Annotated in this window: 21 protein-coding genes and 2 tRNA genes; 1 reads left to right on the top strand and 22 read right to left on the bottom strand. The window is 65.3% G+C overall.

Annotated elements, in window-relative coordinates; translation table 11 throughout:
* Positions 1 to 49: 49 nt before the first annotated feature.
* From PM1_RS03595 to rlmE, 17 genes are all read right to left on the bottom strand, one after another.
* Complete coding sequence (locus tag PM1_RS03595; protein ID WP_009613032.1) at positions 50 to 400, bottom strand: BON domain-containing protein; 351 nt, start codon at positions 398 to 400, stop codon at positions 50 to 52.
* 195 nt (positions 401 to 595) lie between these two features.
* On the bottom strand, positions 596 to 2014 hold the full coding sequence (locus PM1_RS03590; protein WP_009613033.1) for a hypothetical protein: 1419 nt from the start codon (positions 2012 to 2014) through the stop codon (positions 596 to 598).
* A gap of 90 nt (positions 2015 to 2104) precedes the next feature.
* Positions 2105 to 4210 carry a polyribonucleotide nucleotidyltransferase gene (gene pnp, locus PM1_RS03585; RefSeq protein ID WP_009613034.1) on the bottom strand — a complete coding sequence of 702 codons (2106 nt, stop codon included), beginning with the start codon at positions 4208 to 4210 and terminating at the stop codon, positions 2105 to 2107.
* A gap of 166 nt (positions 4211 to 4376) precedes the next feature.
* On the bottom strand, positions 4377 to 4646 hold the full coding sequence (rpsO, locus tag PM1_RS03580; RefSeq protein WP_009613036.1) for a 30S ribosomal protein S15: 270 nt from the start codon (positions 4644 to 4646) through the stop codon (positions 4377 to 4379).
* 99 nt (positions 4647 to 4745) lie between these two features.
* Positions 4746 to 5660 (bottom strand): tRNA pseudouridine(55) synthase TruB, encoded by a 915-nt coding sequence (gene truB, locus PM1_RS03575; RefSeq protein ID WP_009613038.1) that lies wholly within the window; start codon positions 5658 to 5660, stop codon positions 4746 to 4748.
* A 3-nt stretch (positions 5661 to 5663) separates the two neighbouring features.
* Positions 5664 to 6053, bottom strand: a complete 390-nt coding sequence (gene rbfA, locus PM1_RS03570) for a 30S ribosome-binding factor RbfA (protein ID WP_009613040.1) — start codon at positions 6051 to 6053, stop codon at positions 5664 to 5666.
* A 103-nt stretch (positions 6054 to 6156) separates the two neighbouring features.
* On the bottom strand, positions 6157 to 8682 hold the full coding sequence (gene infB, locus PM1_RS03565) for a translation initiation factor IF-2 (RefSeq protein WP_009613042.1): 2526 nt from the start codon (positions 8680 to 8682) through the stop codon (positions 6157 to 6159).
* A gap of 27 nt (positions 8683 to 8709) precedes the next feature.
* Positions 8710 to 10191: a transcription termination factor NusA gene (gene nusA, locus PM1_RS03560; RefSeq protein WP_009613044.1), complete on the bottom strand. Its 1482-nt coding sequence runs from the start codon at positions 10189 to 10191 to the stop codon at positions 8710 to 8712.
* A 46-nt stretch (positions 10192 to 10237) separates the two neighbouring features.
* Positions 10238 to 10696 carry a ribosome maturation factor RimP gene (gene rimP, locus PM1_RS03555; protein ID WP_009613046.1) on the bottom strand — a complete coding sequence of 153 codons (459 nt, stop codon included), beginning with the start codon at positions 10694 to 10696 and terminating at the stop codon, positions 10238 to 10240.
* A 128-nt stretch (positions 10697 to 10824) separates the two neighbouring features.
* Positions 10825 to 10901 (bottom strand) — tRNA-Met (locus PM1_RS03550).
* Between the two features lie 89 nt (positions 10902 to 10990).
* A tRNA-Leu gene (locus PM1_RS03545) sits at positions 10991 to 11076 on the bottom strand.
* Between the two features lie 13 nt (positions 11077 to 11089).
* A complete protein-coding gene (gene secG / locus PM1_RS03540) occupies positions 11090 to 11482 on the bottom strand; it encodes a preprotein translocase subunit SecG (RefSeq protein ID WP_024128094.1) in 393 nt (130 codons plus the stop codon).
* Between the two features lie 2 nt (positions 11483 to 11484).
* Positions 11485 to 12240, bottom strand: a complete 756-nt coding sequence (tpiA, locus tag PM1_RS03535) for a triose-phosphate isomerase (RefSeq protein WP_009613048.1) — start codon at positions 12238 to 12240, stop codon at positions 11485 to 11487.
* Positions 12241 to 12305: 65 nt separating this feature from the next.
* Positions 12306 to 13646 carry a phosphoglucosamine mutase gene (gene glmM, locus PM1_RS03530; protein WP_009613051.1) on the bottom strand — a complete coding sequence of 447 codons (1341 nt, stop codon included), beginning with the start codon at positions 13644 to 13646 and terminating at the stop codon, positions 12306 to 12308.
* Positions 13643 to 14512 (bottom strand): dihydropteroate synthase, encoded by an 870-nt coding sequence (gene folP, locus PM1_RS03525; RefSeq protein WP_009613052.1) that lies wholly within the window; start codon positions 14510 to 14512, stop codon positions 13643 to 13645. The genes glmM and folP overlap by 4 nt, the downstream gene beginning before the upstream one ends.
* A gap of 9 nt (positions 14513 to 14521) precedes the next feature.
* Positions 14522 to 16441, bottom strand: a complete 1920-nt coding sequence (ftsH, locus tag PM1_RS03520; protein WP_024128095.1) for an ATP-dependent zinc metalloprotease FtsH — start codon at positions 16439 to 16441, stop codon at positions 14522 to 14524.
* Between the two features lie 198 nt (positions 16442 to 16639).
* Positions 16640 to 17263: a 23S rRNA (uridine(2552)-2'-O)-methyltransferase RlmE gene (rlmE, locus tag PM1_RS03515; protein ID WP_009613054.1), complete on the bottom strand. Its 624-nt coding sequence runs from the start codon at positions 17261 to 17263 to the stop codon at positions 16640 to 16642.
* 78 nt (positions 17264 to 17341) lie between these two features.
* Here rlmE and PM1_RS03510 point away from each other — a divergent pair, with 78 nt between their 5' ends.
* Positions 17342 to 17656 carry a YhbY family RNA-binding protein gene (locus tag PM1_RS03510; protein WP_009613055.1) on the top strand — a complete coding sequence of 105 codons (315 nt, stop codon included), beginning with the start codon at positions 17342 to 17344 and terminating at the stop codon, positions 17654 to 17656.
* 49 nt (positions 17657 to 17705) lie between these two features.
* Here PM1_RS03510 and PM1_RS03505 read toward each other — a convergent pair whose 3' ends face one another.
* The 5 genes from PM1_RS03505 to carA are packed head-to-tail and all read right to left on the bottom strand — an operon-like array spanning position 17706 to position 23648.
* Positions 17706 to 18110 carry a hypothetical protein gene (locus PM1_RS03505; protein ID WP_024128096.1) on the bottom strand — a complete coding sequence of 135 codons (405 nt, stop codon included), beginning with the start codon at positions 18108 to 18110 and terminating at the stop codon, positions 17706 to 17708.
* A gap of 10 nt (positions 18111 to 18120) precedes the next feature.
* Positions 18121 to 18597, bottom strand: coding sequence for a transcription elongation factor GreA (greA, locus tag PM1_RS03500; RefSeq protein WP_009613057.1), 477 nt, complete (start codon positions 18595 to 18597; stop codon positions 18121 to 18123).
* Positions 18594 to 21815 carry a carbamoyl-phosphate synthase large subunit gene (carB, locus tag PM1_RS03495; protein ID WP_009613059.1) on the bottom strand — a complete coding sequence of 1074 codons (3222 nt, stop codon included), beginning with the start codon at positions 21813 to 21815 and terminating at the stop codon, positions 18594 to 18596. The genes greA and carB overlap by 4 nt, the downstream gene beginning before the upstream one ends.
* A 19-nt stretch (positions 21816 to 21834) precedes the next feature.
* Entirely contained in the window at positions 21835 to 22485 is a 651-nt protein-coding gene (gene leuE, locus PM1_RS03490; RefSeq protein WP_099049140.1) for a leucine efflux protein LeuE, read from the bottom strand.
* A gap of 26 nt (positions 22486 to 22511) precedes the next feature.
* Entirely contained in the window at positions 22512 to 23648 is a 1137-nt protein-coding gene (gene carA / locus PM1_RS03485) for a glutamine-hydrolyzing carbamoyl-phosphate synthase small subunit (protein ID WP_009613063.1), read from the bottom strand.
* Positions 23649 to 23786 lie beyond the last annotated feature (138 nt).

Genomic DNA, 23786 nt, shown 5'->3' with positions numbered 1-23786 from the left:
GCTATTCCTCGTTCGGTGGGCAGGCCCGGCGCGAGCCGGGCCGCCATTGTCAGTCCACGGCCTTCAGGCCGTCGGCGGAAACCGCCTTGACGCCCTTGATGCCCTTGGTGGTTTCGATCGCCAGGTCGCGCTCGGCGTCGGTCTTCACGGTACCGGACAGGGAGACCACACCCTGGTTGGTTTCCACCTTGATGCTGGTGCCGCTGATGTCCTTGTTGGCGATCAGGCTGGATTTCACCTTGCTGGTGATCCAGGTATCGGAAACCGCTTCCTCGGTCTTCTGCACGGTGTCATTCGCAGCGAGGGTCGTCGGTTGCGCGAACACCGGGCTGGCGAGCGAGAAGCTCAGGGCGGAAGCGGTGGCAGCGGCAAGGGCCAGTTTGCTGAAACGGTGTTTCATGGCGATCTCTCCTGTACTTTGCAAGGAACTGCGACCATGCCTGGCGGCAGTTTCACAAGGGATATCGCAAGCTCCGGGCCAGCTTTTCCTGAAATGTAAATTCCTTATGGATCAATCAGTTAGATTGAACCAGCAATACCAGCACATGGGCAATTTGCACAGTACGCCACGCCTGGCCGTGCAAACTGCACGGCCCTAGCCGCCCTGGCGGGCCATCTTCTCCAGCACCTGTTCCAGGCTGGCCACCTCGGCGAGCAGCGGCGTGTCCGGGTAGCGCTGGCGGATGAACGCCAGCAGCTTGCCGGCCGGCTCCAGCTGCCCGAGGCCTTCGGCGAAGCCGCGCGCGGCCAGCAGGTACGCCCGCGGAATCTGCGGGTACTGCGGGAAGCGCTGGTGCAGATTGCGCAGCAGGCTCAGGGCCTCGCGGGCCTTGTGCCGCTGCAGCAGCACCTCGGCGATGCGTTCGCACACCAGCGGGTCGTCCGGCAGGTAGTCGGCCTGCAACTGCCGGGCATTGAGCAGCGCGCCGGCCGCCAGTTGCGGGTTCAGCCGCGTCGCCAGGGGCAGGTAGCCCGCCAGGTGGGCCAGGCAGGCCTCGCGCTCGTTCAGCCCGTACAGCAGTTGGTGGTAGCGCTCGTTCAGGCGCAGGTCCTCGGGGTCCTGGCGCAGGGCCGCGGCCAGGGTTTCCACGGCGGCGCCGCCCTGCCCTTCCTTCACCCGCACTTCGGCTTCTGCCAGCGCCCGGCGCCGGCGCCATTCGGCCTCGGGGAAGCCCTGCACGAGGTCATCGCCAGCCACCGCGTAGCCCAGCGCGCCCTGGTACTGGAACACGGCGTAACCCATCATCGCGCACATCACCACACCGAAGTAGCCGAGCAGCGCCACCATCACCGGCATCAGCACCACCTTGGGCAGGCCGAAGCCGAGCAGCCAGGCCAGGTAGTTCGGCGATTGCCAGAGGATGAACAGGAAGACGCAGAGGATCAGGTAGCGCCAGCCCATGGCGCCGATCACCTGGCCGACCTCCACCGGGCTGAGCGCCGCGCCCAGGCTCTTGTCCAGGGCCAGGCGGATGACGCTGGCCGGCAACACCAGCACCAGGGCGACGTTCACCACCCAGAACAGCGAGGGATTGTCGAAGTCCGCGGCCAGCCACAGCACCACCGCGGCCACGACGAACACCGCCAACTGGCGCAGGAAGGCGCCGAGGCTGGAGAGATCGAAGGCCTCGGCCAGGCCGGGGGCGTCGTTGCTGCCCAGGCTGACCGCCTCGATGACGCTGTGCAGATACTTGGTGGCCACGCTCAGCAGGGCCAGCCACAGCAGCAGCATGCTGGGCATGAACAAGCTGGCCAGGGCCAGCGCCACGGCGAACATCAGCGGGCCCGGTTGCAGGGCGTAGGCGAAGAACTTCGGCAGGCGCTCCCAGAACGGCTGGGCGCTGTTGGCCGCGCCCAGGTACTGCAGGCCGTTGCGGCACAGCGGGCAGGCCGGGGCGTATTCCGGTGCGTCGGCGTTCAGCGGCACGCAGCAGTCGCCGTAGTGGCGCTGGCACGGCAGGCAGAACCAGGTGGCGGGCTGCGCCTGGTGGTAGTGGCAGTAGTGCTTGTCCATCGGCCTGGCTTTCCTTGCGTGCTGGCGAGGCGCCATTTTCCAGGCAAAAAAAGAGGGCCCGCAAGGGGCCCTCTTTCATTTTGCTACCGCTTAGACGCCGGAGGCTTCGGCAGCTGCTACATCTTTAATAGAGAGCTTGATGCGGCCGCGGTTGTCGACGTCCAGAACCAGGACCTTGACTTCCTCGCCTTCCTTGAGCACGTCGGTGACCTTGTCGATGCGCTTGTCGCTGATCTGCGAGATGTGCACCAGACCGTCCTTGCCCGGCAGGATGTTGACGAAGGCGCCGAAGTCGACGATGCGCTCGACCTTGCCGACGTAGATCTTGCCGATCTCGGCTTCCGCGGTGATGCCCAGGACGCGCTGCTTGGCGGCCTCGGCGGCTTCCTTGGTTTCGCCGTAGATCTTCACGCTGCCGTCGTCCTCGATGTCGATCGAGGCCTTGGTCTCTTCGCAGATGCCGCGGATGGTGGCGCCGCCCTTGCCGATGACGTCGCGGATCTTGTCCGGATCGATCTTCATCGACAGCATGGTCGGGGCGTTTTCCGACAGCTCGGCGCGCGGCTGGGCGATGACCTGGTTCATCTGGCCGAGGATGTTCAGGCGCGCTTCCAGCGCCTGCTCCAGGGCGATCTCCATGATCTCTTCGGTGATGCCGTTGATCTTGATGTCCATCTGCAGGGCGGTGACGCCCTTGGCGGTACCGGCGACCTTGAAGTCCATGTCGCCCAGGTGGTCTTCGTCACCCAGGATGTCGGTCAGGACGGCGAACTTGTCGCCTTCCTTGACCAGGCCCATGGCGATGCCGGCAACCGGAGCGCGAACCGGCACGCCGGCGTCCATCAGCGCCAGGGAGGCGCCGCACACGGAAGCCATGGAGCTGGAACCGTTGGATTCGGTGATCTCGGAAACCACGCGGATGGTGTAGGGGAACTCGTCCTGCGACGGCAGCATGGCGGCGACGCCACGACGGGCCAGACGGCCGTGGCCGATTTCGCGACGGCCCGGGCTGCCCATGCGGCCGCACTCGCCCACCGAGAACGGCGGGAAGTTGTAGTGCAGCATGAACGGGTCCTTGCGCTCGCCTTCGAGGGTGTCGAGCAGCTGGGCGTCACGGGCGGTGCCGAGGGTGGCGACGACCAGGGCCTGGGTTTCGCCACGGGTGAACAGGGCCGAGCCGTGGGTCTTGCCGAGCACGCCGACTTCGATCTTCAGCGGACGCACGGTGCGGGTGTCGCGGCCGTCGATACGCGGCTTGCCGTTGACGATGTTCTCGCGAACGGTGCGGTATTCCAGCAGGCCGAAGACGTCCTTGACCTCGCTGGCCGAGTACTGGCCTTCGCCTTCGCCGGCGAACCTGGCGACGATCTCTTCGCGCAGGGCGTCCAGGGCGGCGTAGCGCTCCTGCTTGATGGTGATGGTGTAGGCGTCGGAAATGGCGGCGCCGAACTCGGCCTTGATGGCCTCGATCAGGGCGGTGTTCTCGGCCGGGGCGCTCCAGTTCCAGCTCGGCTTGCCGGCTTCGGTGGCCAGTTCGGCGACGGCGCGGATGACCGCCTGGAACTCTTCATGGGCGTACAGCACGGCGCCCAGCATCTGGTCTTCGGTCAGCTCGTCGGCTTCGGACTCGACCATCAGCACGGCGTCGGAGGTACCGGCCACGACCATGTCGAGGCTGGAGCTCTGCAGTTGCTCGTAGGTCGGGTTGAGGATGTAGCCGACTTCCGGGTGGAAGCCCACGCGGGCGGCGCCGATCGGGCCGGCGAAGGGAATGCCGGAGATCGCCAGGGCGGCGGAGGTGCCGATCATGGCGGCGATGTCCGGATCGGTCTTCTTGCCGGTGGAAACGACGGTGCAGACGACCTGCACTTCGTTCATGAAGCCTTCGGGGAACAGCGGGCGGATCGGACGGTCGATCAGGCGCGAGGTCAGGGTTTCCTTCTCGGAAGGACGGCCTTCACGCTTGAAGAAACCACCGGGGATGCGGCCGGCTGCGTAGGTCTTTTCCTGGTAGTGGACGGACAGCGGGAAGAAGCCCTTGTTCGGGTCGGCCTGCTTGGCGCCCACGACGGTGACCAGCACGGTGACGTCGTCCATGGTGACCAGCACGGCGCCGGTGGCCTGGCGGGCAATGCGGCCAGTCTCGAGGGTTACGGTCGATTGACCGAACTGGAATTTCTTGGTTACCGGGTTCACGGTGTCTTTACCTTCACTTAGTTGCCTTGGGGGAAATCGTGGAAATGCCGGGAGTCGGACCCAAAATCATTCCCTAAAAAAGCCGAAAGCTGGAAGCCGAAAACCGGAAGCAAGAGCAACGCCCCACTTCCAGCTTCCCACTTCCAGCTTCCGGCTCGCTCACGTCTTAGCGACGCAGGCCCAGGCGACCGATCAGGGCGCTGTAACGAGCAGTGTCCTTGTTCTTCAGGTAGTCCAGCAGCTTGCGGCGCTGGTTGACCATGCGGATCAGGCCACGACGGGAGTGGTGGTCTTTGCCGTTGGCCTTGAAGTGGTCCTGCAGCTTGTTGATGTTGGCGGACAGCAGGGCAACCTGCACTTCCGGGGAACCGGTGTCGCCTTCAGCTTGCTTGTACTCGTTTACGATCTGGGCTTTCTCTTGGACGCTCAGTGCCATGATGGGCTTTCCTCTGAGGTAACAGGCCAGGGACTTTTCCCTGTGTTCATAAAGGAGGTGTGACCGTGCCTGTTGACAGCCACCCTCGGGTTTCCGGCCTTACGACCGAATCAGTCGACGCGGCGCGATGCGCCCGTCGTCGGTCACTTCACCGATACCGATGAAGCGACCTTCGTGATCCTGTACCCGCAGCATGCCGAACTTCGGCGCCTCGGGTGCGCGTACCGGCTGCCCGTGCAGCCAATAGTAGGCGCTGTGCTCGGACAGCTGCAGCAGCGGCCAGTGTTCCAGGCCGGCGTCCACCGGCAGCAGGAAGCGGTCGAGGGCCTCGTTGCCGCCCTCGGCATGGACCTGCACCAGTTCCTCCAGCGTCACCGCCTGGGCCAGGCCGAAGGGGCCCGCCTGGGTGCGCCGCAGCGCAGCCACGTGGGCGCCGCAGCCCAGCTCGCGGCCGATGTCCTCGACCAGGGTGCGGATATAGGTGCCCTTGCTGCAGGAAACGGCCAGGGTGGCGCAAGGCGCCTCGAAGGCCAGCAGTTCCAAGCGCGCAATAGTAACAGAACGCGCCTCGCGCTCCACTACCTCTCCTGCGCGGGCCAGCTTGTACAGCGGTTGGCCGTCCTTCTTCAGTGCCGAATACATCGGCGGCACCTGCTCTATTTCGCCACGGAAGCGCGGCAGCACGGCCTCCAGGGCCTCCCGACCGACGGTCACCTGACGCTCCTCGAGCACCTCGCCCTCGGCGTCGCCAGTGGTGGTGGTGACGCCCAGCCGCGCCAGGGTCTCGTAGCCCTTGTCGGCATCCAGCAGGTACTGGGAGAACTTGGTGGCCTCGCCGAAGCACAGCGGCAGCACGCCGGTGGCCAGGGGGTCGAGGCTGCCGGTGTGCCCGGCCTTTTCCGCATTGAGCAGCCAGCGCACCTTCTGCAGGGCCTGGTTGGAGCTCATGCCGCGCGGCTTGTCGAGCACCAGCACGCCGTTGACCGCACGGCGGATACGTTTCACCTGGGCCACGCCTTACTCCTCGGAACCGCCACCGTGACGACGGTCTTCCGCCACCGCCCGCTCGATCAGCGCCGACAGCTCGGCGCCGCGGCGGATGCTGGCGTCATAGCTGAAATGCAGCTGCGGCACGCTGCGCAGCTTCATCGCCTTGCCCAGGTGCATGCGCAGGAAGCCGGCGGCGTCGTTGAGGATCGAGACGTTCTGCTTGATCAGCTCGGCGTTGTCGTCCTGCCCCATCACGGTGATGAACACCTTGGCGTGGGACAGGTCGCGCGCCACGTCGACGCCAGTGATGGTCACCAGGCCCAGGCGCGGGTCCTTGACCTCGCGCTGGATCAGCAGCGCCAGTTCGCGCTGCATCTGATCGCCGATGCGTTGGGTACGGCTGTACTCTTTTGCCATTTTCCTAACCTGCTTCCGGTGGCCCAGGGGCACCGGACGAATAAGCGGCAAACGCCCGGATCAGCAAGGCTGACCCGGGCGTTGCGTTCACGCTCGTCGGCCCTTACAGGGTACGAGCGACTTCGACCTTCTCGAACACTTCGATCTTGTCGCCGACGCGGACGTCGTTGTAGCTCTTCACGCCGATACCGCACTCCATGCCGGCACGGACTTCGGCCACGTCGTCCTTGAAGCGGCGCAGCGATTCCAGCTCGCCTTCGAAGATCACCACGTCGTCGCGCAGTACGCGGATCGGACGGTTGCGGTGCACCAGACCCTCGGTGACCATGCAGCCGGCGACCGCGCCGAACTTCGGCGAACGGAACACGTCACGCACTTCGGCGATACCCAGGATGTTCTCGCGGACATCGCTGCCGAGCATGCCGGTCAGGGCTTTCTTGACGTCTTCGATGATGTCGTAGATCACGTTGTAGTAACGCATGTCCAGGCCTTCGGCCTCGACGATCTTGCGCGCACCGGCGTCGGCACGGACGTTGAAGCCGAACAGCACCGCGTTGGAGGCCAGCGCCAGGTTGGCATCGGATTCGGTGATGCCACCGACGCCGCCGCCGACCACGCGGACCTGCACTTCTTCGTTGCCCAGGCCGCTGAGCGAGCCCTGCAGGGCTTCCAGAGAACCACGCACGTCGGCCTTGAGGACGATGTTGAGGGTCTTTTTCTCTTCCTGGCCCATGTTCTCGAAGATGTTTTCCAGCTTGGCCGACTGCTGGCGAGCCAGCTTGACCTCGCGGAACTTGCCCTGGCGGAACAGCGCGACTTCGCGGGCCTTCTTCTCGTCGGCGACCACGGTCACTTCGTCACCGGCATCCGGGGTGCCATCCAGGCCGAGGATCTCGACCGGGATCGACGGGCCGGCTTCCTTGATCGGCTTGCCGTTCTCGTCGAGCATGGCGCGCACGCGGCCATAGTTCACGCCGCAGAGGATCATGTCGCCCTGGCGCAGGGTACCGTCCTGGACCAGCACGGTGGCTACCGGGCCACGGCCCTTGTCCAGGCGCGACTCGACCACCACGCCACGGCCGGGGGCCGACGGGGTGGCTTTGAGTTCCAGGACTTCGGCCTGCAGCAGCACGGCTTCGAGCAGCTCGTCGACGCCGGTACCCATCTTCGCCGAGACCGGCACGAAGGGTGCGTCGCCGCCCCACTCTTCCGGGATCACGTCGAGCGCGGCCAGGCCGTTCTTGATGTTGTCCGGGTTGGCGTCGGGCTTGTCGATCTTGTTGATCGCGACCACGATCGGCACGCCAGCGGCTTTCGCGTGCTGGACGGCTTCCTGGGTCTGCGGCATGACGCCGTCGTCGGCCGCCACCACCAGGATGACGATGTCGGTCGCCTGGGCGCCACGGGCACGCATCGCGGTGAACGCGGCGTGGCCGGGGGTGTCGAGGAAGGTGACCATGCCGCGGTCGGTTTCCACGTGGTAGGCGCCGATGTGCTGGGTGATGCCGCCGGCTTCGCCCGCGGCCACCTTGGCACGGCGGATGTAGTCGAGCAGCGAGGTCTTGCCGTGGTCGACGTGGCCCATCACGGTCACTACCGGCGCACGGGCTACCGCCTCGCCTTCGAACTTCAGCGACTCGGCCAGTTGCTCTTCCAGTGCGTTCTCGCTGACCAGCTTGACCTTGTGGCCGAGTTCCTCGGCGATCAGTTGGGCGGTCTCCTGGTCGAGTACCTGGTTGATGGTCACCGGGGTGCCCATCTTGAACATGAACTTGACGACTTCGGCGCCCTTCACCGACATCTGCTGAGCCAGCTCAGCAACTGTGATGGTCTCACCGATACTCACTTCACGCACAATCGGTCCTGTCGGGCTCTGGAACCCGTGCTGGTTACGCTTCTTCAGCTTCGACTTGCCGCGACCGCCGCCACGGCGACCGAAACTGTCGTCGTCATCCACACCGGTGCGAACAACGCGCGGCGCGGAGGTCTTTTCCTTTTCCTTGATCGACGGGCGATGCTGGGCATGCTTGCGATCGCGACGCTCGTCTTCCTCTTCGCGCTTGGGCGGACGGCGTACTTCGGCTTCCTTCTTGCGCTCCTCGCCAGCAGCCGGAGCGGCGGCGGGCGCGACAGGCGCGGCAGCCGGAGCCCCGGCAGCGACAGCGGGGGCCGCAGGCTGGGGAGCCTGGTCAGGCTGGCGACGAGCCGCTTCCTCGGCCTGACGGCGGGCTTCGGCTTCGGCCTTCTGACGGGCTTCTTCCTCGGCCTTCAGGCGAGCCGCTTCCTCGGCGGCGCGCTGCTCTTCCAGCTCGCGCTGGCGCTCGGCCTCGATCTCGTCGGGGCTGCGCTTGACGTAGGTCTTCTTCTTGCGGACCTCGACGCTCACCGTCTTGCTGCCGGCCACCCGCAGGGTGGAGGTGGTCTTACGCTGCAGGGTGATCTTGCGCGGTTCTTCCAGGCGATCGCCGTGGCTACCCTTGAGGTGCGCCAGCAGAGCCTGCTTTTCGTTGTCGGTCACTACCTGCTCGGCACTGCTGTGCGGCAGGCCCGCCTCGCGCATCTGCTGCAGCAGGCGCTCGACCGGCGTATCGACCGTTTTGGCCAGTTCTTTCACCGTGACTTGCGTCATGCATTTCTCTCCTCAGGCCGCGAATGCTTACTCGAACCAATGGGCCCGGGCGGCCATGATCAACTTGCCGGCACGCTCTTCGTCCATGCCGTCGATGTCGAGCAGGTCGTCGATAGACTGCTCGGCAAGATCTTCACGGGTGGTTACGCCACGCAGCACCAGGTCCAAGGCCAGCTCTTTGGTCATGCCATCGAGGCTGAGCAGGTCTTCGGCCGGTTGCGCGTCGGCAAGTTTTTCCTCGGTCGCGATGGCTTTGGTCAACAGACGGTCCTTGGCGCGCGAGCGCAGCTCGTTGACGATGTCTTCGTCAAAGCCGTCGATGTTGAGCATCTCTTCCATCGGTACGTAGGCGATTTCTTCCAGGGTGGTGAAGCCTTCCTCGACCAGTACCTGGGCCAGCTCCTCGTCGACATCCAGCTCGTCGATGAAGCGCTGCAGGATGTCGCCGGTCTCGGCCTGCTGCTTGGCCTGGATGTCGGCCTCGGTCATCACGTTCAGCGTCCAGCCGGTCAGTTGGCTGGCCAGGCGGACGTTCTGGCCGCTGCGGCCGATGGCCTGGGCCAGGTTGTCCTCGGCGACGGCGATATCCATGGTGTGGGTATCTTCGTCGACGATGATCGCCGCCACTTCGGCCGGGGCCATGGCGTTGATGACGAACTGCGCGGGGTTGTCGTCCCACAGGACGATGTCCACGCGCTCGCCGCCCAGTTCGCCGGACACGGCCTGGACGCGCGAACCGCGCATGCCGATGCAGGCGCCCTGCGGGTCGATGCGCTTGTCCTTGGAGCGTACCGCGATCTTGGCGCGCGAACCCGGGTCGCGGGCAGCGGCCATGACATCGATCAGTTGCTCGGCGATTTCCGGCACTTCGATGCGGAACAGCTCGACCAGCATCTCCGGCGCGGTGCGCGAGAGGACCAGTTGCGGGCCGCGGTTCTCGCTGCGGATTTCCTTGAGCAGGGCACGCACGCGGGTGCCGACGCGGAAGGTCTCGCGCGGGATGATCTGGTCGCGGGCCAGCAGCGCTTCGGCGTTGTTGCCCAGGTCGACGATGACGTTGTCGCGGGTGACCTTCTTGACGGTGCCGGAGATGATCTCGCCGACCTTCTCGCGGTAGGCGTCGACCACCTGGGCGCGCTCGGCCTCGCGGACCTTCTGCACGATGACCTGCTTGGCGGTCTGCGCGGCGATGCGGCCGAACTCGATGGACTCGATCTTCTCTTCGATGACGTCGCCGGCCTTGGTGCCCGGGTGGCTTTCCTGCACGTCCTCGACGGTCAGCTCGGCGGCCGGGTTGGAGTAGTCTTCGTCCTCGACCACGGTCCAGCGACGGAAGGTGTCGTAGTTGCCGTTGGTGCGGTTGATCTGCACGCGCAGGTCGACCTCGTCCTCGAAACGCTTCTTGGTGGCGGTCGCCAGAGCCAGTTCCAGCGCCTCGAAAATCACGCCGGGCGGTACACCCTTCTCGTTGGATACCGACTCAACAACCAGCAGTACTTCTTTGCTCATCGTACGCCTCGCCTTTCAATCCATTGGAATCCGCTTGATCCGCGGCTCACTCAAATCGGGGAATGATGTTGGCCTTATCGATCGAATCGATCGGCAGCAGGTATTCATGGTCGTCCACCAGGACCACCACGTCCTGCTCCTCCACACCGCGGAGGACGCCCTGGAAGTTGCGGCGACGCTCGAAGGGCACGCGCAACTTGATCTTCACTTGCTCGCCAACGTAGCGGGCGAACTGCTCGAGGGTGAACAGCGGGCGGTCCATACCCGGGGAGGAAACTTCCAGGGTGTATTCGCCGCTGATCGGGTCCTCGACGTCGAGCACGCCGCTGACCTGACGACTGACCGTCTCGCAGTCCTCGATCAGGATGCCGTCGGCCTTGTCGATATAGACCCTCAGCAGGGAATGACGTCCCTGGGACAGGAACTCGAGGCCCCAGCACTCGTAGCCGAGCGCCTCTACCACAGGGGCCAGCAAGGCCTGCAACTGTTCTAGCTTGCTCGACACCTGATCGCCTCGCGTATGCCGTAGAAACGAAAAATGGGCGAAACGCCCATCCCTAAAGGGCCGCCCAGCAACGGCGGCGCGGACTGTCCAGCTAGCAAAAAGCCCCTGAAAAGGGGCTCTGCCATAACTGGTTGCGGGAGCTGGATTTGAACCAACGACCTTCGGGTTATGAGCCCGACGAGCTACCAGACTGCTCCATCCCGCGTCAAAGCTGGTGCGAAATTATACGGTTACACCCTATCCAGGTCAACCGACGCACCGGAAACGAAAGCCCCGCATGCGGGGCTTCGTATATGGTACCGAGGAGGGGACTCGAACCCCTACAGCCTATGGCCACTACCACCTCAAGGTAGCGTGTCTACCAATTCCACCACCTCGGCAAAAACCTTTGCCTTACTTCTGCTCAGGAGCTGCCGGAACGTCACCGTTGCCAGCTGCCGGGGCTTGTTGCTGCCCCTGGGTCGCCGGCACGTCGGAGGTTGCCGGGACCTTCTCCTGATGCTGCTCCATCACTGCCGGATCAGGAAGTCCGATGTGACGTATCATATCAGCTTTTTCTTTAGCGAAATACGCTAAACCCAAGCTGGTAATGAAAAAAACTGCAGCCAGTACAGCAGTAAAACGACTGAGGAAGGTTGCAGAACCCTGGCTACCGAAAACGGTACCCGAAGCACCAGCGCCAAAGGAGGCACCGGCATCCGCACCCTTGCCATGCTGAAGCAGGACCAGTACAACCAGACCCAGCGCCATCAGCAGGTGAATCACGATTACAACTGTTTCCAGCATCTTCAGCTTCCCGCGGCGCGACAGATCGCACCGAACTCATCCGCATTCAGGGAAGCACCACCAATCAGCCCCCCATCGATGTCCGGCATGCCGAACAGTTCGACCGCATTCGCTGCCTTGACGCTACCGCCGTAAAGCAGGCGAACCCCGCGGGCGACCTCGGCATTCTCTGCCGCCAATTGCGCACGGATGGCCGCATGTACTTCCTGGGCTTCTTCAGGCGAGGCGGTAAGCCCCGTCCCGATTGCCCACACCGGCTCGTAAGCCACTACGGCACGGGAGAAAGCCCCGACGCCCAAATCTTCTATCACCGAGCTCAACTGACGCCCGACGACCTCGAGGGTCTTGCCGGCTTCGCGCTGCTCGCGGGTCTCGCCCACGCACAACACGGGAACCAGACCACAGGATTGCGCCGCGGCGAACTTGCGACTGATGACACCATCGCTTTCGCCCAGCACCTGGCGGCGCTCGGAGTGCCCCACCAGAACCAGGGAGCAACCGGCATCGGCCAGCTGGCTGGCAGCAATCTCGCCCGTGAGGGCGCCCTGCATCGGCTCGATCGCGCAGTTCTGCGCACCGACCGCAACCGCCTTGCCATCCAGGCCCTGAAGAACCTGGTTGATGTACAGACAGGGCGGCAGAACCGCCACGTCGACACCTGTAGGCAGAGCCAGTTGTCGCAAGCCTTTGATCAGCTCCGCAACACTGGAGCGGGTACCGTGCATTTTCCAGTTCCCGGCCACTAAGGGTCGACGCATGCTGTACCTCGCTGAGCAAAGTGGGCGCAGATGTTACTCGACAAAAATCGGACTGACAAGAGAAATCAAGCACATACCTCGGTTACGACCTTCGCCAGCTGTTCGGCGTAGGCACGCACCCGGGTCTCTTCGTCGCCCTCGACCATCACCCGCACCAGCGGCTCGGTGCCGGACTTGCGCAGCAGCACGCGGCCACGGCCGGCCATGCTTTCGGTGACGCGGGCGCAAGCCTCCTTGACCGCCGGATGCTCGATGGGATCGACGTCCTTGCCCTGGTAGCGCACGTTGATCAGCACCTGCGGGAACCTGCGGATGCCCTGGCGCGCCTCGGCGAGGGTCTGGCCGCGGCTCTTCAGCGCCATCAGCACCTGCAGCGCGGCGATGATGGCGTCGCCGGTGGTGGTGTGCTGGGCGCAGACCACGTGGCCGGAGTTCTCGCCACCCAGCTGCCAGCCGCGATCGAGCATTTCCGCCATCACGTAGCGGTCGCCGACCTTGGCCCGGGTGAAGGGGATCTGCAGGTCGGCCAGGGCCAGCTCCAGGCCCAGGTTGCTCATCAGGGTGCCGACCACGCCGCCCTGCAGGCGGTTGCGCTCCTGCATGTCGCGGGCGATCAGGAAGAGGATCTCGTCGCCGTCCACCACCGCGCCGGTATGGTCGACCATCATCACGCGGTCGCCGTCGCCGTCGAAGGCGATGCCCATGTCAGCCTGCTCGGCGATGACCGCCGCCTGCAGCGCGGCGACGTGGGTGGAACCGCAGTTGTCGTTGATGTTCAGGCCGTTGGGCTGCGCGCCGATCACCGAAACCTGGGCCCCCAGCTCGCGGAACACGCTGGGCGCGACCTTGTAGGTGGCGCCATGGGCGCAGTCGACGACCAGGCGCAGGCCGGAGAAGTCGGTGCTGGTGGGCACGCTGCTCTTGCAGAACTCGATGTAGCGGCCGGCGGCGTCGTTGATCCGCGAGACCTTGCCCAGGCGCGCGGAGTCGACCACCGTCATGGGCGTGTCGATCAGTTCCTCGATCATCAGCTCGACGTCGTCGGGCAGCTTGGTGCCCTGGCCGGAGAAGAACTTGATGCCGTTGTCGTCGTGCGGGTTGTGCGAGGCACTGATGACGATGCCCGCCTCGGCATGGAAGGTGCGGGTCAGGTAGGCGATGCCGGGGGTCGGCATCGGACCCAGCAGCATCACGTCGGCGCCGGCGGCCGACAGGCCGGCCTCCAGGGCCGATTCGAACATGTAGCCGGAAATCCGCGTGTCCTTGCCGACCAGCACGCGGCACTTGCCCTGCTGGCGGAAGGCCATGCCCACCGCCCAGCCCAGCTTGAGCACGAAGTCCGGCGTGATCGGCGGCGTGCCGACGCGGCCACGGATGCCATCGGTACCGAAATATTTCCTGCTCATGCTGTCATTCCTTCTTCCTTAGCCTGTTCCACCGCATCGATCATGCGGACCACATCCACCGTTTCGGCAACGTCGTGCACGCGAATGATGCGCACCCCCTTGGCCACTGCCAAGGCCGCCAGCGCCAGGCTGCCATACAGACGGTCACCGACCTCGCGCCCCAGGGCGCGGCCGATCATGCTCTTGCGCGACACTCCGACCAGCAGCGGGCAGCCCAGTTCCAGCAGACACTCCATGCGCCGGAACAGCACCAGGTTGTGCGCCTGGGTCTTGGCGAAGCCGAAGCCGGGATCCAGCACCAGGCGCTCGCGCGCGATTCCCGCCGCCTCGCAGACGGCGATGCGCTCGGCGAGGAAGCCATGCACCTCGGCCAGGATGTCGGGGTAGCGCGGGTCGTTCTGCATGGTGCTCGGCTCGCCGCGCATGTGCATCAGGCACACGGCCAACCCGGTATCCACCGCGGCGTCCAGCGCACCATCGCGCTGCAGCGAGCGCACGTCGTTGATCAGCCCGGCGCCCAGGCGCGCGGTCTCGCGCATCACGGCGGGGGTCGAGGTGTCGACGGAAATCACCACGTCCAACTCGCGGGCGATGGCTTCCACCACCGGCGCCACGCGCTCCAGCTCCTCGGTCGGCGACACCAGGCGCGCGCCCGGACGGGTCGACTCGCCGCCCACGTCGATCAGGCTGGCGCCAGCCTCGACCATCGCGGCGGCGTGGCGCAACGCGACGTCGCGCTGGCTGAAGCGGCCGCCGTCGGAGAAGGAGTCCGGGGTGACGTTGAGGATACCCATGACATGGGTACGCCCTAAATCAAGAACCCGGTTGCCGCAAGGCAACCGGGTCGGGTACAGCTCGAAACTCATCTAGTGCTCTCAGTGCTCGCCGGCGGGCCCACCGATGGGATTTTCCTTGCGGCCACCCTCGTCGCGGCTGGCTGTCGCCGAGCCGGAGGAACCGGAACCGCCGCCCTGCCAGTCGCGCGGCTCGCGCGGCACGCGCCCGGCCATGATGTCGTCGATCTGGTCGGCGTCGATGGTTTCGTACTTCATCAGCGCGTCGGCCATCATGTCGAGCTTGTCGCGGTTCTCTTCCAGCAGGCGCTTGGCAGTGCCGTAGCAGTCGTCGATGATGCGCCGCACTTCCTGGTCGATCAGCTTGGCGGTCTCGCCGGACACGTTGGCGTGCTGGCTGCCGGCGCTGCGGCCGAGGAACACCTCGCCCTCCTCTTCGGCGTACATCAGCGGGCCGAGCTTCTCGGACAGGCCCCACTTGGTGACCATGTTCCGCGCCAGCTGGGTGGCACGCATGATGTCGTTGGAGGCGCCGGTGGTAACGCCCTCGAAGCCGAGGGTCATCTCTTCCGCGATACGGCCGCCGAACAGCGAGCAGATCTGGCTTTCCAGGGCGCGCTTGGACAGGCTGTAGCGATCCTCCTCGGGGAGGAACATGGTCACGCCCAGGGCGCGGCCGCGGGGGATGATGGAAACCTTGTAGACCGGGTCGTGCTCCGGCACCAGGCGGCCGACGATGGCGTGGCCGGCCTCGTGGAAGGCGGTGTTCTTCTTCTCCTTCTCGGACATGACCATGGTCTTGCGCTCGGCGCCCATCATGATCTTGTCCTTGGCCAGCTCGAACTCGCGCATGTCGACGATGCGCTTGTTGGCGCGGGCGGCGAACAGCGAGGCCTCGTTGACCAGGTTGGCCAGGTCGGCGCCGGAGAAGCCCGGGGTACCGCGGGCGATCACCGCCGCGTCGACGTTGTCGCCCAGCGGGACCTTGCGCATGTGCACCTTGAGGATCTGCTCGCGGCCGCGGATGTCCGGCAGGCCGACCACCACCTGGCGGTCGAAGCGGCCCGGGCGCAGCAGCGCCGGGTCGAGCACGTCCGGACGGTTGGTCGCGGCGATGACGATGATGCCGTCGTTCATCTCGAAGCCGTCCATCTCCACCAGCAGCTGGTTGAGGGTCTGCTCGCGCTCGTCGTGACCGCCGCCCAGGCCGGCGCCACGATGGCGGCCGACGGCGTCGATCTCGTCGATGAAGATGATGCACGGGGCGTGTTTCTTGGCCTGGTCGAACATGTCGCGCACGCGGGAGGCGCCCACGCCGACGAACATCTCGACGAAGTCGGAACCGGAAATGGTGAAGAACGGCACCTTGGCCTCGCCGGCGATGGCCTTGGCCAGCAGGGTCTTGCCGGTACCGGGCGGGCCGACCATCAGCACGCCGCGCGGGATGCGGCCGCCCAGGCGCTGGAACTTGCCCGGGTCGCGGAGGAACTCGACCAGCTCGCTGACCTCTTCCTTGGCCTCGTCGCAGCCGGCGACGTCAGCGAAGGTGGTCTTGACCTGGTCCTCGGACAGCAGGCGCGCCTTGCTCTTGCCGAAGCTCATCGGGCCGCCGCGGCCACCGCCGCCGCCCTGCATCTGGCGCATGAAGAACATGAACACGGCAATGATCACCAGGATCGGGAAGCTGGCGACCAGCAGTTGCGTCCAGATGCTCTGCTGCTCGGGCTGCTTGCCCTCGATGACCACGTTGTTGTTGACCAGGTCGCCGATCAGGCCGTTGTCCTGGATCGCCGGACGGACGGTCTTGAAGGTATCCCCGTCCTGGCGCTTGCCAGTGATCACGTAGCCGTCGACGGTAACCCGCTCGACCTTGCCTTCCTTCACCTGTTGGATGAAGTCCGAGTAGTTGAGCGTCTGCGGCTCGCTCGGACTGGAGAAGTTGTTCATCACGGTGACCAGCACCGCCGCGATGATCAACCACAGGATCAGGTTCTTTGCCATGTCGTTCAATTGATTACCCTCTGAAGCCGGCTCCGCCCTGGAAACCGCTTCACACGACGGCCAGACTCCTGCCGGCCAAATTACTACACAACCCCTAGCGACGTAGGAGGCGTCTGTAACCCTTTATGAACCCCGGCGCGAGCCGGGACAAGCCCTACTTGCGTGCAGTGGACGGACAGACGGCCCATTCGTCGCAGTCTAGGCCCCGCGGAAGCCCCGCGCGAGCAGATATTGCTCGCGGGAGCGGTCGCGGGAGGACAGCGGCTTGCGCATCTGTACCTTCTCGAAATTCTCGCGGACCGTCTTCAGGTAGGTGTCGAAGCCCTCGCCCTGGAAGATCTTGATCAGGAAATCGCCGCCCGGTCGCAACACCCGGGCGCACAGGTCCAGCGCCAGCTCGCAGAGGAACATGGCACGGGGCATGTCCACGGCGGGCAGTCCACTCATATTGGGGGCCATATCGGAAATCACAAGGTCTACCGGATTTTCTCCGATGGCCTCGAGCAGCCGGGCGAAGACCTCGTCTTCGGTGAAGTCGCCCTGGATGAAGGTGACGTCCGGGATGCTGTCCATCGGCAGGATGTCCGAGGCGATCAGCGTGCCCTTGTCGCCGATCACCCGGCTGGTGACCTGCGACCAGCCGCCCGGCGCGGCGCCGAGGTCGACCACGGTCATGCCCGGGCGCAGGATGCGATCCTTCTCCTGGATTTCCAGCAGCTTGTAGCTGGCGCGCGAGCGGTAGCCGTCGCGTTGCGCCATCTTCACGTAAGGATCGTCGAAGTGTTCTTTCAGCCAGCGATGGCTAGTCTTGGAACGGGCCACTTGTTACCTCGTCTGAGCGGGCACCCGGTAAACCGAAACTCGGGTAGAATATCCGCCTTTTTTCCCAGGGGTCTGATTATGGCGCTCACTCAGGAGCAGAAGAAACAGTTCAAATCTATCGGCCACCGCCTGAAGCCTGTATTGACCGTTGCCGAAAACGGTCTTACCGAAGGCGTCATGGCCGAGCTGGAGCGTGCGCTCAACGATCACGAACTGATCAAGGTGCAGTTCCGCATCACCGAGCGCGACGACCGCCGCGCGCTGATCGACGAGCTGTGCAGCAACGGCAGTTGCGAGCTGATCCAGACCATCGGCAAGATGGCCCTGGTCTACCGCCGCAACCCCAAGCCGAACCGCAACCTGTCGAACGTCAGCCGCTACAGCGGCCTGTGACAGCATAGGCCGGGCGCCCAGGCGCCCGGCCGAGGCTCCCCGCCGGCGCTCAGCGCGCCGCGTCCCGCCCCGGCACCGGCTGCAGCACCAGCAGCACGCCGCACAGGGCCAGCACCAGGTAGTTGAACAGCAGCCAACGCTGGGCATCCGGCGCCAGTTGGTTCACCACCAGGTAGCTCGCCACCATCGCCAGCACCGTCAGCAGCAATTGCCCGCGCATCTCGCGCCAGAGGCTCGACAGCCCCTGCGCAGTCACCAGCACCAATACCTGGAGCAGCGCGCAGAAGCCGGCGAACCCCACCAGCAACGGCGTCAGGGCATCGGCCACCGACTGCACCAGCAGCGGCGCCAGGCCGACCTTCTGCAGCGCCGGCAGGACCACGAAACGCAACAGCCAGAGGCCGCCGACCCAGAAGGTCTGGGCCAGCAACCAACTGGCTGCGGCGGCTTTCAGCGGACGCGACTCAGGCGTGGCGGACTTCAACGATCTCGTACTCGACGTCGCCGCCCGGGGTCTTCACCAGCACGGCGTCGCCCTCGGTCTTGCCGATCAGCGCGCGGGCGATCGGCGAGTTGACCGAGATCTTGCGCGCCTTGATGTCGGCCTCGTCGTCGCCGACGATCTGGTAGGTCACGGTCTCGTCGGTCTCGACGTTGGCGATGTCCACGGTGGTGCCGAAGATCACCTTGCCGGTGTGCGGGATAGTGGTGACGTCGATGATCTGCGCGTTGGACAGCTTGGCCTCGATGTCGCGGATGCGCGCCTCGGACATGCCCTGCTGCTCGCGGGCGGCATGGTACTCGGCGTTTTCCTTGAGGTCGCCCAGCTCACGCGCTTCGGCGATGGCCTGGGTGATCTGCGGGCGCAGAACGGTCTTCAGGTGTTTCAGTTCTTCTTCCAGGGCGCGGGCGCCCTGGACGGTCATCGGGAATTTGCTCATGCGTTGATTCCTGCATGCAGGTCCTGCAGCCGGCGAACGGTCTTCTCGGGACCGAACTTGAGCGCCTCGCAGATCGCCTGCCCCGCCGCGATGGTGGTGGTGCAGTAGATCTTGTGCTGCAGGGCGTTACGACGGATCGAATAGGAATCGGCGATCGACTGGCGGCCCTCGGTGGTGTTGATGATCAGGGTGACTTCGTCGTTCTTGATCATGTCGACCACGTGCGGGCGCCCCTCGGTCACCTTGTTCACGCGACGCACCGGCAGGCCGGCCGCCTCGATCACCTTGGCGGTACCGGCGGTGGCGACCACCTCGAAGCCCAGCGCGACCAGGTCACGGGCGACCTGCACGGCCTGCGGCTTGTCGTCCTCGCGGACGCTGATGAAGGCGCAACCGGCGTTCGGCAGGATCTCGCTGGCGCCCAGCTGGGCCTTGGCGAAAGCCTCGCCGAAGCTGTCGCCCACGCCCATGACCTCGCCGGTGGATTTCATTTCCGGGCCGAGGATGGGGTCGACGCCAGGGAACTTGGCGAACGGGAACACCGCTTCCTTGACGCTATAGTACGGCGGGATCACCTCTTCGGTGAAGCCGACTTCGGCGAGGCTCTTGCCGGCCATGACGCGCGCCGCGATCTTGGCCAGGGATTCGCCGATGCACTTGGAGACGAAGGGCACGGTACGCGAGGCGCGCGGGTTCACCTCGATCACGTAGATGTCCTCGCCCTGCACAGCCATCTGCACGTTCATCAGGCCGACGACGCCCAGCTCCAGGGCCATCTTCTTGACCTGTTCGCGGATCTCGTCCTGGATGTGCCTGGGCAGCGAGTACGGCGGCAGCGAGCACGCGGAGTCGCCGGAGTGCACGCCGGCCTGCTCGATGTGCTGCATGATGGCGCCGATCACCACGGTCTCGCCGTCGCAGACCGCGTCGATGTCCACTTCGATGGCGCAGTTGAGGAAGCGGTCCAGCAGCACCGGGCTGTCGTTGGAAACCTTCACCGCCTCGCGCATGTAGCGCTTGAGCTCTTCTTCCTGGTAGACGATTTCCATCGCCCGGCCGCCCAGTACGTAGGACGGGCGCACCACCATCGGGTAGCCGATGTTCTTCGACAGGCTCAGGGCCTCGTCTTCGCTGCGCGCGGTGGCGTTGGCCGGCTGGCGCAGGTTCAGGCGCTGGACCATCTGCTGGAAGCGCTCGCGGTCCTCGGCGCGGTCGATGGCGTCAGGGCTGGTGCCGATGATCGGCACGCCGGCCTCTTCCAGGGCACGGCAGAGTTTCAGCGGGGTCTGGCCGCCGTACTGGACGATCACGCCCTTGGGCTGCTCGACGCGGACGATCTCCAGCACGTCTTCCAGGGTCACCGGCTCGAAGTACAGGCGGTCGGAAGTGTCGTAGTCGGTGGAGACGGTCTCCGGGTTGCAGTTGACCATGATGGTCTCGTAGCCGTCTTCACGCATCGCCAGCGCCGCGTGCACGCAGCAGTAGTCGAACTCGATGCCCTGGCCGATGCGGTTCGGGCCGCCGCCGAGGATCATGATCTTGTCGCGGCCGGACGGGTTGGCCTCGCACTCTTCCTCGTAGGTCGAATACATGTAGGCGGTGTCGGTGGCGAATTCGGCGGCGCAGGTATCCACGCGCTTGTACACCGGCACGACCTTCAGCTTGTGGCGGTGGCTGCGCAGGTTCTTCTCGGTCACGCCCAGCAGCTTGGCCAGGCGCGCGTCGGAGAAGCCCTTGCGCTTGAGCTTGCGCATCAGGTCGGCGTCGATGCCGGACAGGCCGAGGGTCTTGACCTTCTCTTCTTCCTTGATCAGGTCCTCGATCTGCACCAGGAACCATTCGTCGATCTTGGTCAGGGCGAAGACTTCTTCGATGCTCTTGCCGGCGCGGAAGGCATCGGCCACGTACCAGATGCGCTCGGCGCCCGGCACGGTCAGCTCGCGGCGCAGGATGCCCTCGGCTTCCGGGTCGGCGAGGTCGAGCTTCGGATCGAAGCCGGCGACACCCACTTCCAGGCCGCGCAGGGCTTTCTGCACCGACTCCTGGAAGGTACGGCCGATGGCCATGACCTCGCCCACGGACTTCATCTGGGTGGTCAGGCGGGCGTCGGCCTTGGGGAATTTCTCGAAGGCGAAGCGCGGCACCTTGGTCACGACGTAGTCGATGGCCGGCTCGAAGGACGCCGGGGTGCGGCCGCCGGTGATGTCGTTCTGCAGCTCGTCGAGGGTGTAGCCGACGGCCAGCTTGGCGGCGATCTTGGCGATCGGGAAGCCGGTGGCCTTGGAGGCCAGGGCCGAGGAGCGCGACACCCGCGGGTTCATCTCGATCACGACCATGCGCCCGGTGTCCGGGCAGATGCCGAACTGCACGTTGGAACCGCCGGTCTCCACGCCGATCTCGCGCAGCACCGCCAGGGAGGCGTTGCGCATGATCTGGTATTCCTTGTCGGTCAGGGTCTGCGCCGGGGCCACGGTGATGGAGTCACCGGTGTGCACGCCCATGGGGTCGAAGTTCTCGATGGAGCAGACGATGATGCAGTTGTCCTTCTTGTCGCGGACAACCTCCATCTCGTATTCCTTCCAGCCGATCAGCGATTCGTCGATCAGCAGCTCGTTGGTCGGCGACAGGTCCAGGCCGCGGGCGCAGATCTCTTCGAACTCCTCGCGGTTGTAGGCGATGCCGCCGCCGGTGCCGCCCATGGTGAAGGACGGACGGATGATGCAGGGGAAGCCGACCTGCTCCAGCACGCCGTAGGCCTCTTCCATGCTGTGGGCGATGCCCGAGCGCGGGCAGGCCAGGCCGATGGCCTTCATGGCCTTGTCGAAGCGCGAGCGGTCCTCGGCCTTGTCGATGGTGTCGGCGTTGGCGCCGATCATCTCGACGCCGAACTTCTCCAGCACGCCGTGGCGCTCCAGGTCCAGCGCGCAGTTCAGCGCGGTCTGGCCGCCCATGGTCGGCAGCAGCGCGTCGGGGCGCTCCTTCTCGATGATCTTGGCCACGGTCTGCCACTTGATCGGCTCGATGTAGGTGGCGTCGGCCATGGCCGGGTCAGTCATGATGGTGGCCGGGTTGGAGTTCACCAGGATGACGCGGAAGCCTTCTTCCTTCAGGGCCTTGCAGGCCTGGGCGCCGGAGTAGTCGAATTCGCAGGCCTGGCCGATGACGATGGGGCCGGCACCGAGGATCAGGATGCTCTTGATGTCTGTACGCTTGGGCATGGGACTCTCGTTGCAATATTCAGGAAAGGGTTGCGCTGGCCAGCTTCACGCCGAAGCCGACGAACAGGGCGCCGACGCCGCTCGAGGCGCCGGCCGCCAGTCGTTGCCGGCGGCGGAACCAGGCCGCCAGGCGCACACCGGAAAAGATCAGGAAGCTGAGGTAGAGGGCGCTGATGACCTCGAGGATCGTGCCCAGCACCAGGAACGACACGCCGGGGTAGGCATAGCCCGGGTCGACGAACTGGATGAAGAAGGACACGAAGAAGAGGATCGCCTTGGGGTTCGACAGGCTCAGCAGCAGCGCCTTGCGGAACGGCTGGGCGACGTCCACTTCCTTCGCCGGGGCGGCCTGTTCCAGCGGCTGGCGCAGCTTCTGCAAGCCGCCGCGGAGCATGCCCAGGCCCAGGTAGAACAGGTAGGCGGCGCCGGCGTACTTCAGGCCGAGGAACAGCACCGGCTCGGCCTTGAGCAGCGAGGCGATGCCCAGGGCCGAGAGCAACATCAGGATGGCGTCGCCCAGGAACACCGCGCTGGCCGCCCGGTAGCCGGCGCCGACGCCACGCTGGGCGGCGGTGGCCAGCACGAACAGCGAGTTCGGGCCCGGCAGCAGGACGATGAACAGCGTACCCAGGACGTAGGTCCACAGGTCGGTGATTCCCAGGGTCGGCATCATCTTCGCTTACCTCTTCGCAGCTCTCAGCGACGCTCGGCCATGGCCGAGATGAAACGGTCGAACAGCGGCGCCACGTCGTGCGGGCCGGGGCTGGCTTCCGGGTGGCCCTGGAAGCTGAAGGCCACCTTGTCGGTGCGCTCGATGCCCTGCAAGGTGCCGTCGAACAGCGACTTGTGGGTGGCGCGCAGGTTGCCCGGCAGGGTTTCCTCGTCCACCGCGAAGCCGTGGTTCTGGCTGGTGATCATCACCACGCCGGTATCCAGGTCCTGCACCGGGTGGTTGGCGCCGTGGTGGCCGTGGCCCATCTTCATGGTCTTGGCGCCCGACGCCAGGGCCAGCAGCTGGTGGCCGAGGCAGATGCCGAAGACCGGGATCTCGGTGTCGAGGAACTCGCGGATGGCCTGGATGGCGTAGTCGCACGGCTCGGGGTCGCCGGGGCCGTTGGAGAGGAAGATGCCGTCCGGGTTCAGCGCCAGCACTTCGCTGGCCGGGGTCTGCGCCGGCACCACGGTCAGGCGGCAGCCGCGGGCCACCAGCATGCGCAGGATGTTCAGCTTGACGCCGAAGTCGTAGGCGACCACGTGGTAGGGCAGCTCGGCGGCAGGGATTTCCGGGTGGCTGTCGGTTTCCAGGTTCCACACGCTGGAGCGCCACTCGTAGCGCTCGGTGGCGGAAACCACCTTGGCCAGGTCCATGCCCTTCAGGCCCGGGAAGGAACGCGCCAGTTCCAGCGCCTTCTCTTCGGTGGCGTCGTCGCCGGCGAGGATGCAGCCGTTCTGCGAGCCCTTCTCGCGCAGGATGCGCGTCAGGCGGCGGGTGTCGATACCGGCGATGGCGACGGTGCCGTTTTCCTTCAGGTAGTCGGGCAGCGACTGCTTGTTGCGCCAGCTGCTGGCCAGCAGCGGCAGGTCGCGGATGATCAGGCCGGCGGCCCAGACGCGGTTGGCTTCGGCGTCTTCCGGGGTGGTCCCGGTGTTGCCGATGTGCGGATAGGTCAGGGTGACGATCTGTTGGGCATAGGAAGGATCGGTAAGGATTTCCTGGTAGCCGGTCATGGCGGTGTTGAACACCACCTCGCCGACGGTCTGGCCGTCGGCACCGATGGCTTCACCGCGAAAAATGCTGCCGTCGGCAAGTGCAAGTATGGCTGGCTTAGTCAAGAAGACCTCCCGTGAATCAAGCCTGGCTGGGCGTGCGCAGGTTGTAAAAAAGCGGGATGACATCAGAAGAGGTCATCCCGCTTTTTATATGGTTCATGCTGCGCTGCTTTTAGTGGACACACTAAATCTGTAGTTTAC

Origin of the sequence: Pseudomonas sp. M1 (assembly GCF_022760135.1) — a bacterium.
Lineage (GTDB): Bacteria > Pseudomonadota > Gammaproteobacteria > Pseudomonadales > Pseudomonadaceae > Pseudomonas > Pseudomonas citronellolis.
Note: the sequence above shows the minus strand (reverse complement) of the source record. Positions and strands in the feature narration are given on the sequence as shown.

What these genes read in the sequence shown, in the direction of transcription:
- PM1_RS03595 (WP_009613032.1), bottom strand. Translation starts at nt 400, where the DNA reads ATGAAACACCGTTTCAGCAAACTGGCCCTTGCCGCTGCCACCGCTTCC.
- PM1_RS03590 (WP_009613033.1), bottom strand. Translation starts at nt 2,014, where the DNA reads ATGGACAAGCACTACTGCCACTACCACCAGGCGCAGCCCGCCACCTGG.
- rpsO (WP_009613036.1), bottom strand. Translation starts at nt 4,646, where the DNA reads ATGGCACTGAGCGTCCAAGAGAAAGCCCAGATCGTAAACGAGTACAAG.
- rbfA (WP_009613040.1), bottom strand. Translation starts at nt 6,053, where the DNA reads ATGGCAAAAGAGTACAGCCGTACCCAACGCATCGGCGATCAGATGCAG.
- infB (WP_009613042.1), bottom strand. Translation starts at nt 8,682, where the DNA reads ATGACGCAAGTCACGGTGAAAGAACTGGCCAAAACGGTCGATACGCCG.
- nusA (WP_009613044.1), bottom strand. Translation starts at nt 10,191, where the DNA reads ATGAGCAAAGAAGTACTGCTGGTTGTTGAGTCGGTATCCAACGAGAAG.
- secG (WP_024128094.1), bottom strand. Translation starts at nt 11,482, where the DNA reads ATGCTGGAAACAGTTGTAATCGTGATTCACCTGCTGATGGCGCTGGGT.
- tpiA (WP_009613048.1), bottom strand. Translation starts at nt 12,240, where the DNA reads ATGCGTCGACCCTTAGTGGCCGGGAACTGGAAAATGCACGGTACCCGC.
- glmM (WP_009613051.1), bottom strand. Translation starts at nt 13,646, where the DNA reads ATGAGCAGGAAATATTTCGGTACCGATGGCATCCGTGGCCGCGTCGGC.
- folP (WP_009613052.1), bottom strand. Translation starts at nt 14,512, where the DNA reads ATGAGTTTCGAGCTGTACCCGACCCGGTTGCCTTGCGGCAACCGGGTT.
- ftsH (WP_024128095.1), bottom strand. Translation starts at nt 16,441, where the DNA reads ATGGCAAAGAACCTGATCCTGTGGTTGATCATCGCGGCGGTGCTGGTC.
- PM1_RS03510 (WP_009613055.1), top strand. Translation starts at nt 17,342, where the DNA reads ATGGCGCTCACTCAGGAGCAGAAGAAACAGTTCAAATCTATCGGCCAC.
- greA (WP_009613057.1), bottom strand. Translation starts at nt 18,597, where the DNA reads ATGAGCAAATTCCCGATGACCGTCCAGGGCGCCCGCGCCCTGGAAGAA.
- carB (WP_009613059.1), bottom strand. Translation starts at nt 21,815, where the DNA reads ATGCCCAAGCGTACAGACATCAAGAGCATCCTGATCCTCGGTGCCGGC.
- leuE (WP_099049140.1), bottom strand. Translation starts at nt 22,485, where the DNA reads ATGCCGACCCTGGGAATCACCGACCTGTGGACCTACGTCCTGGGTACG.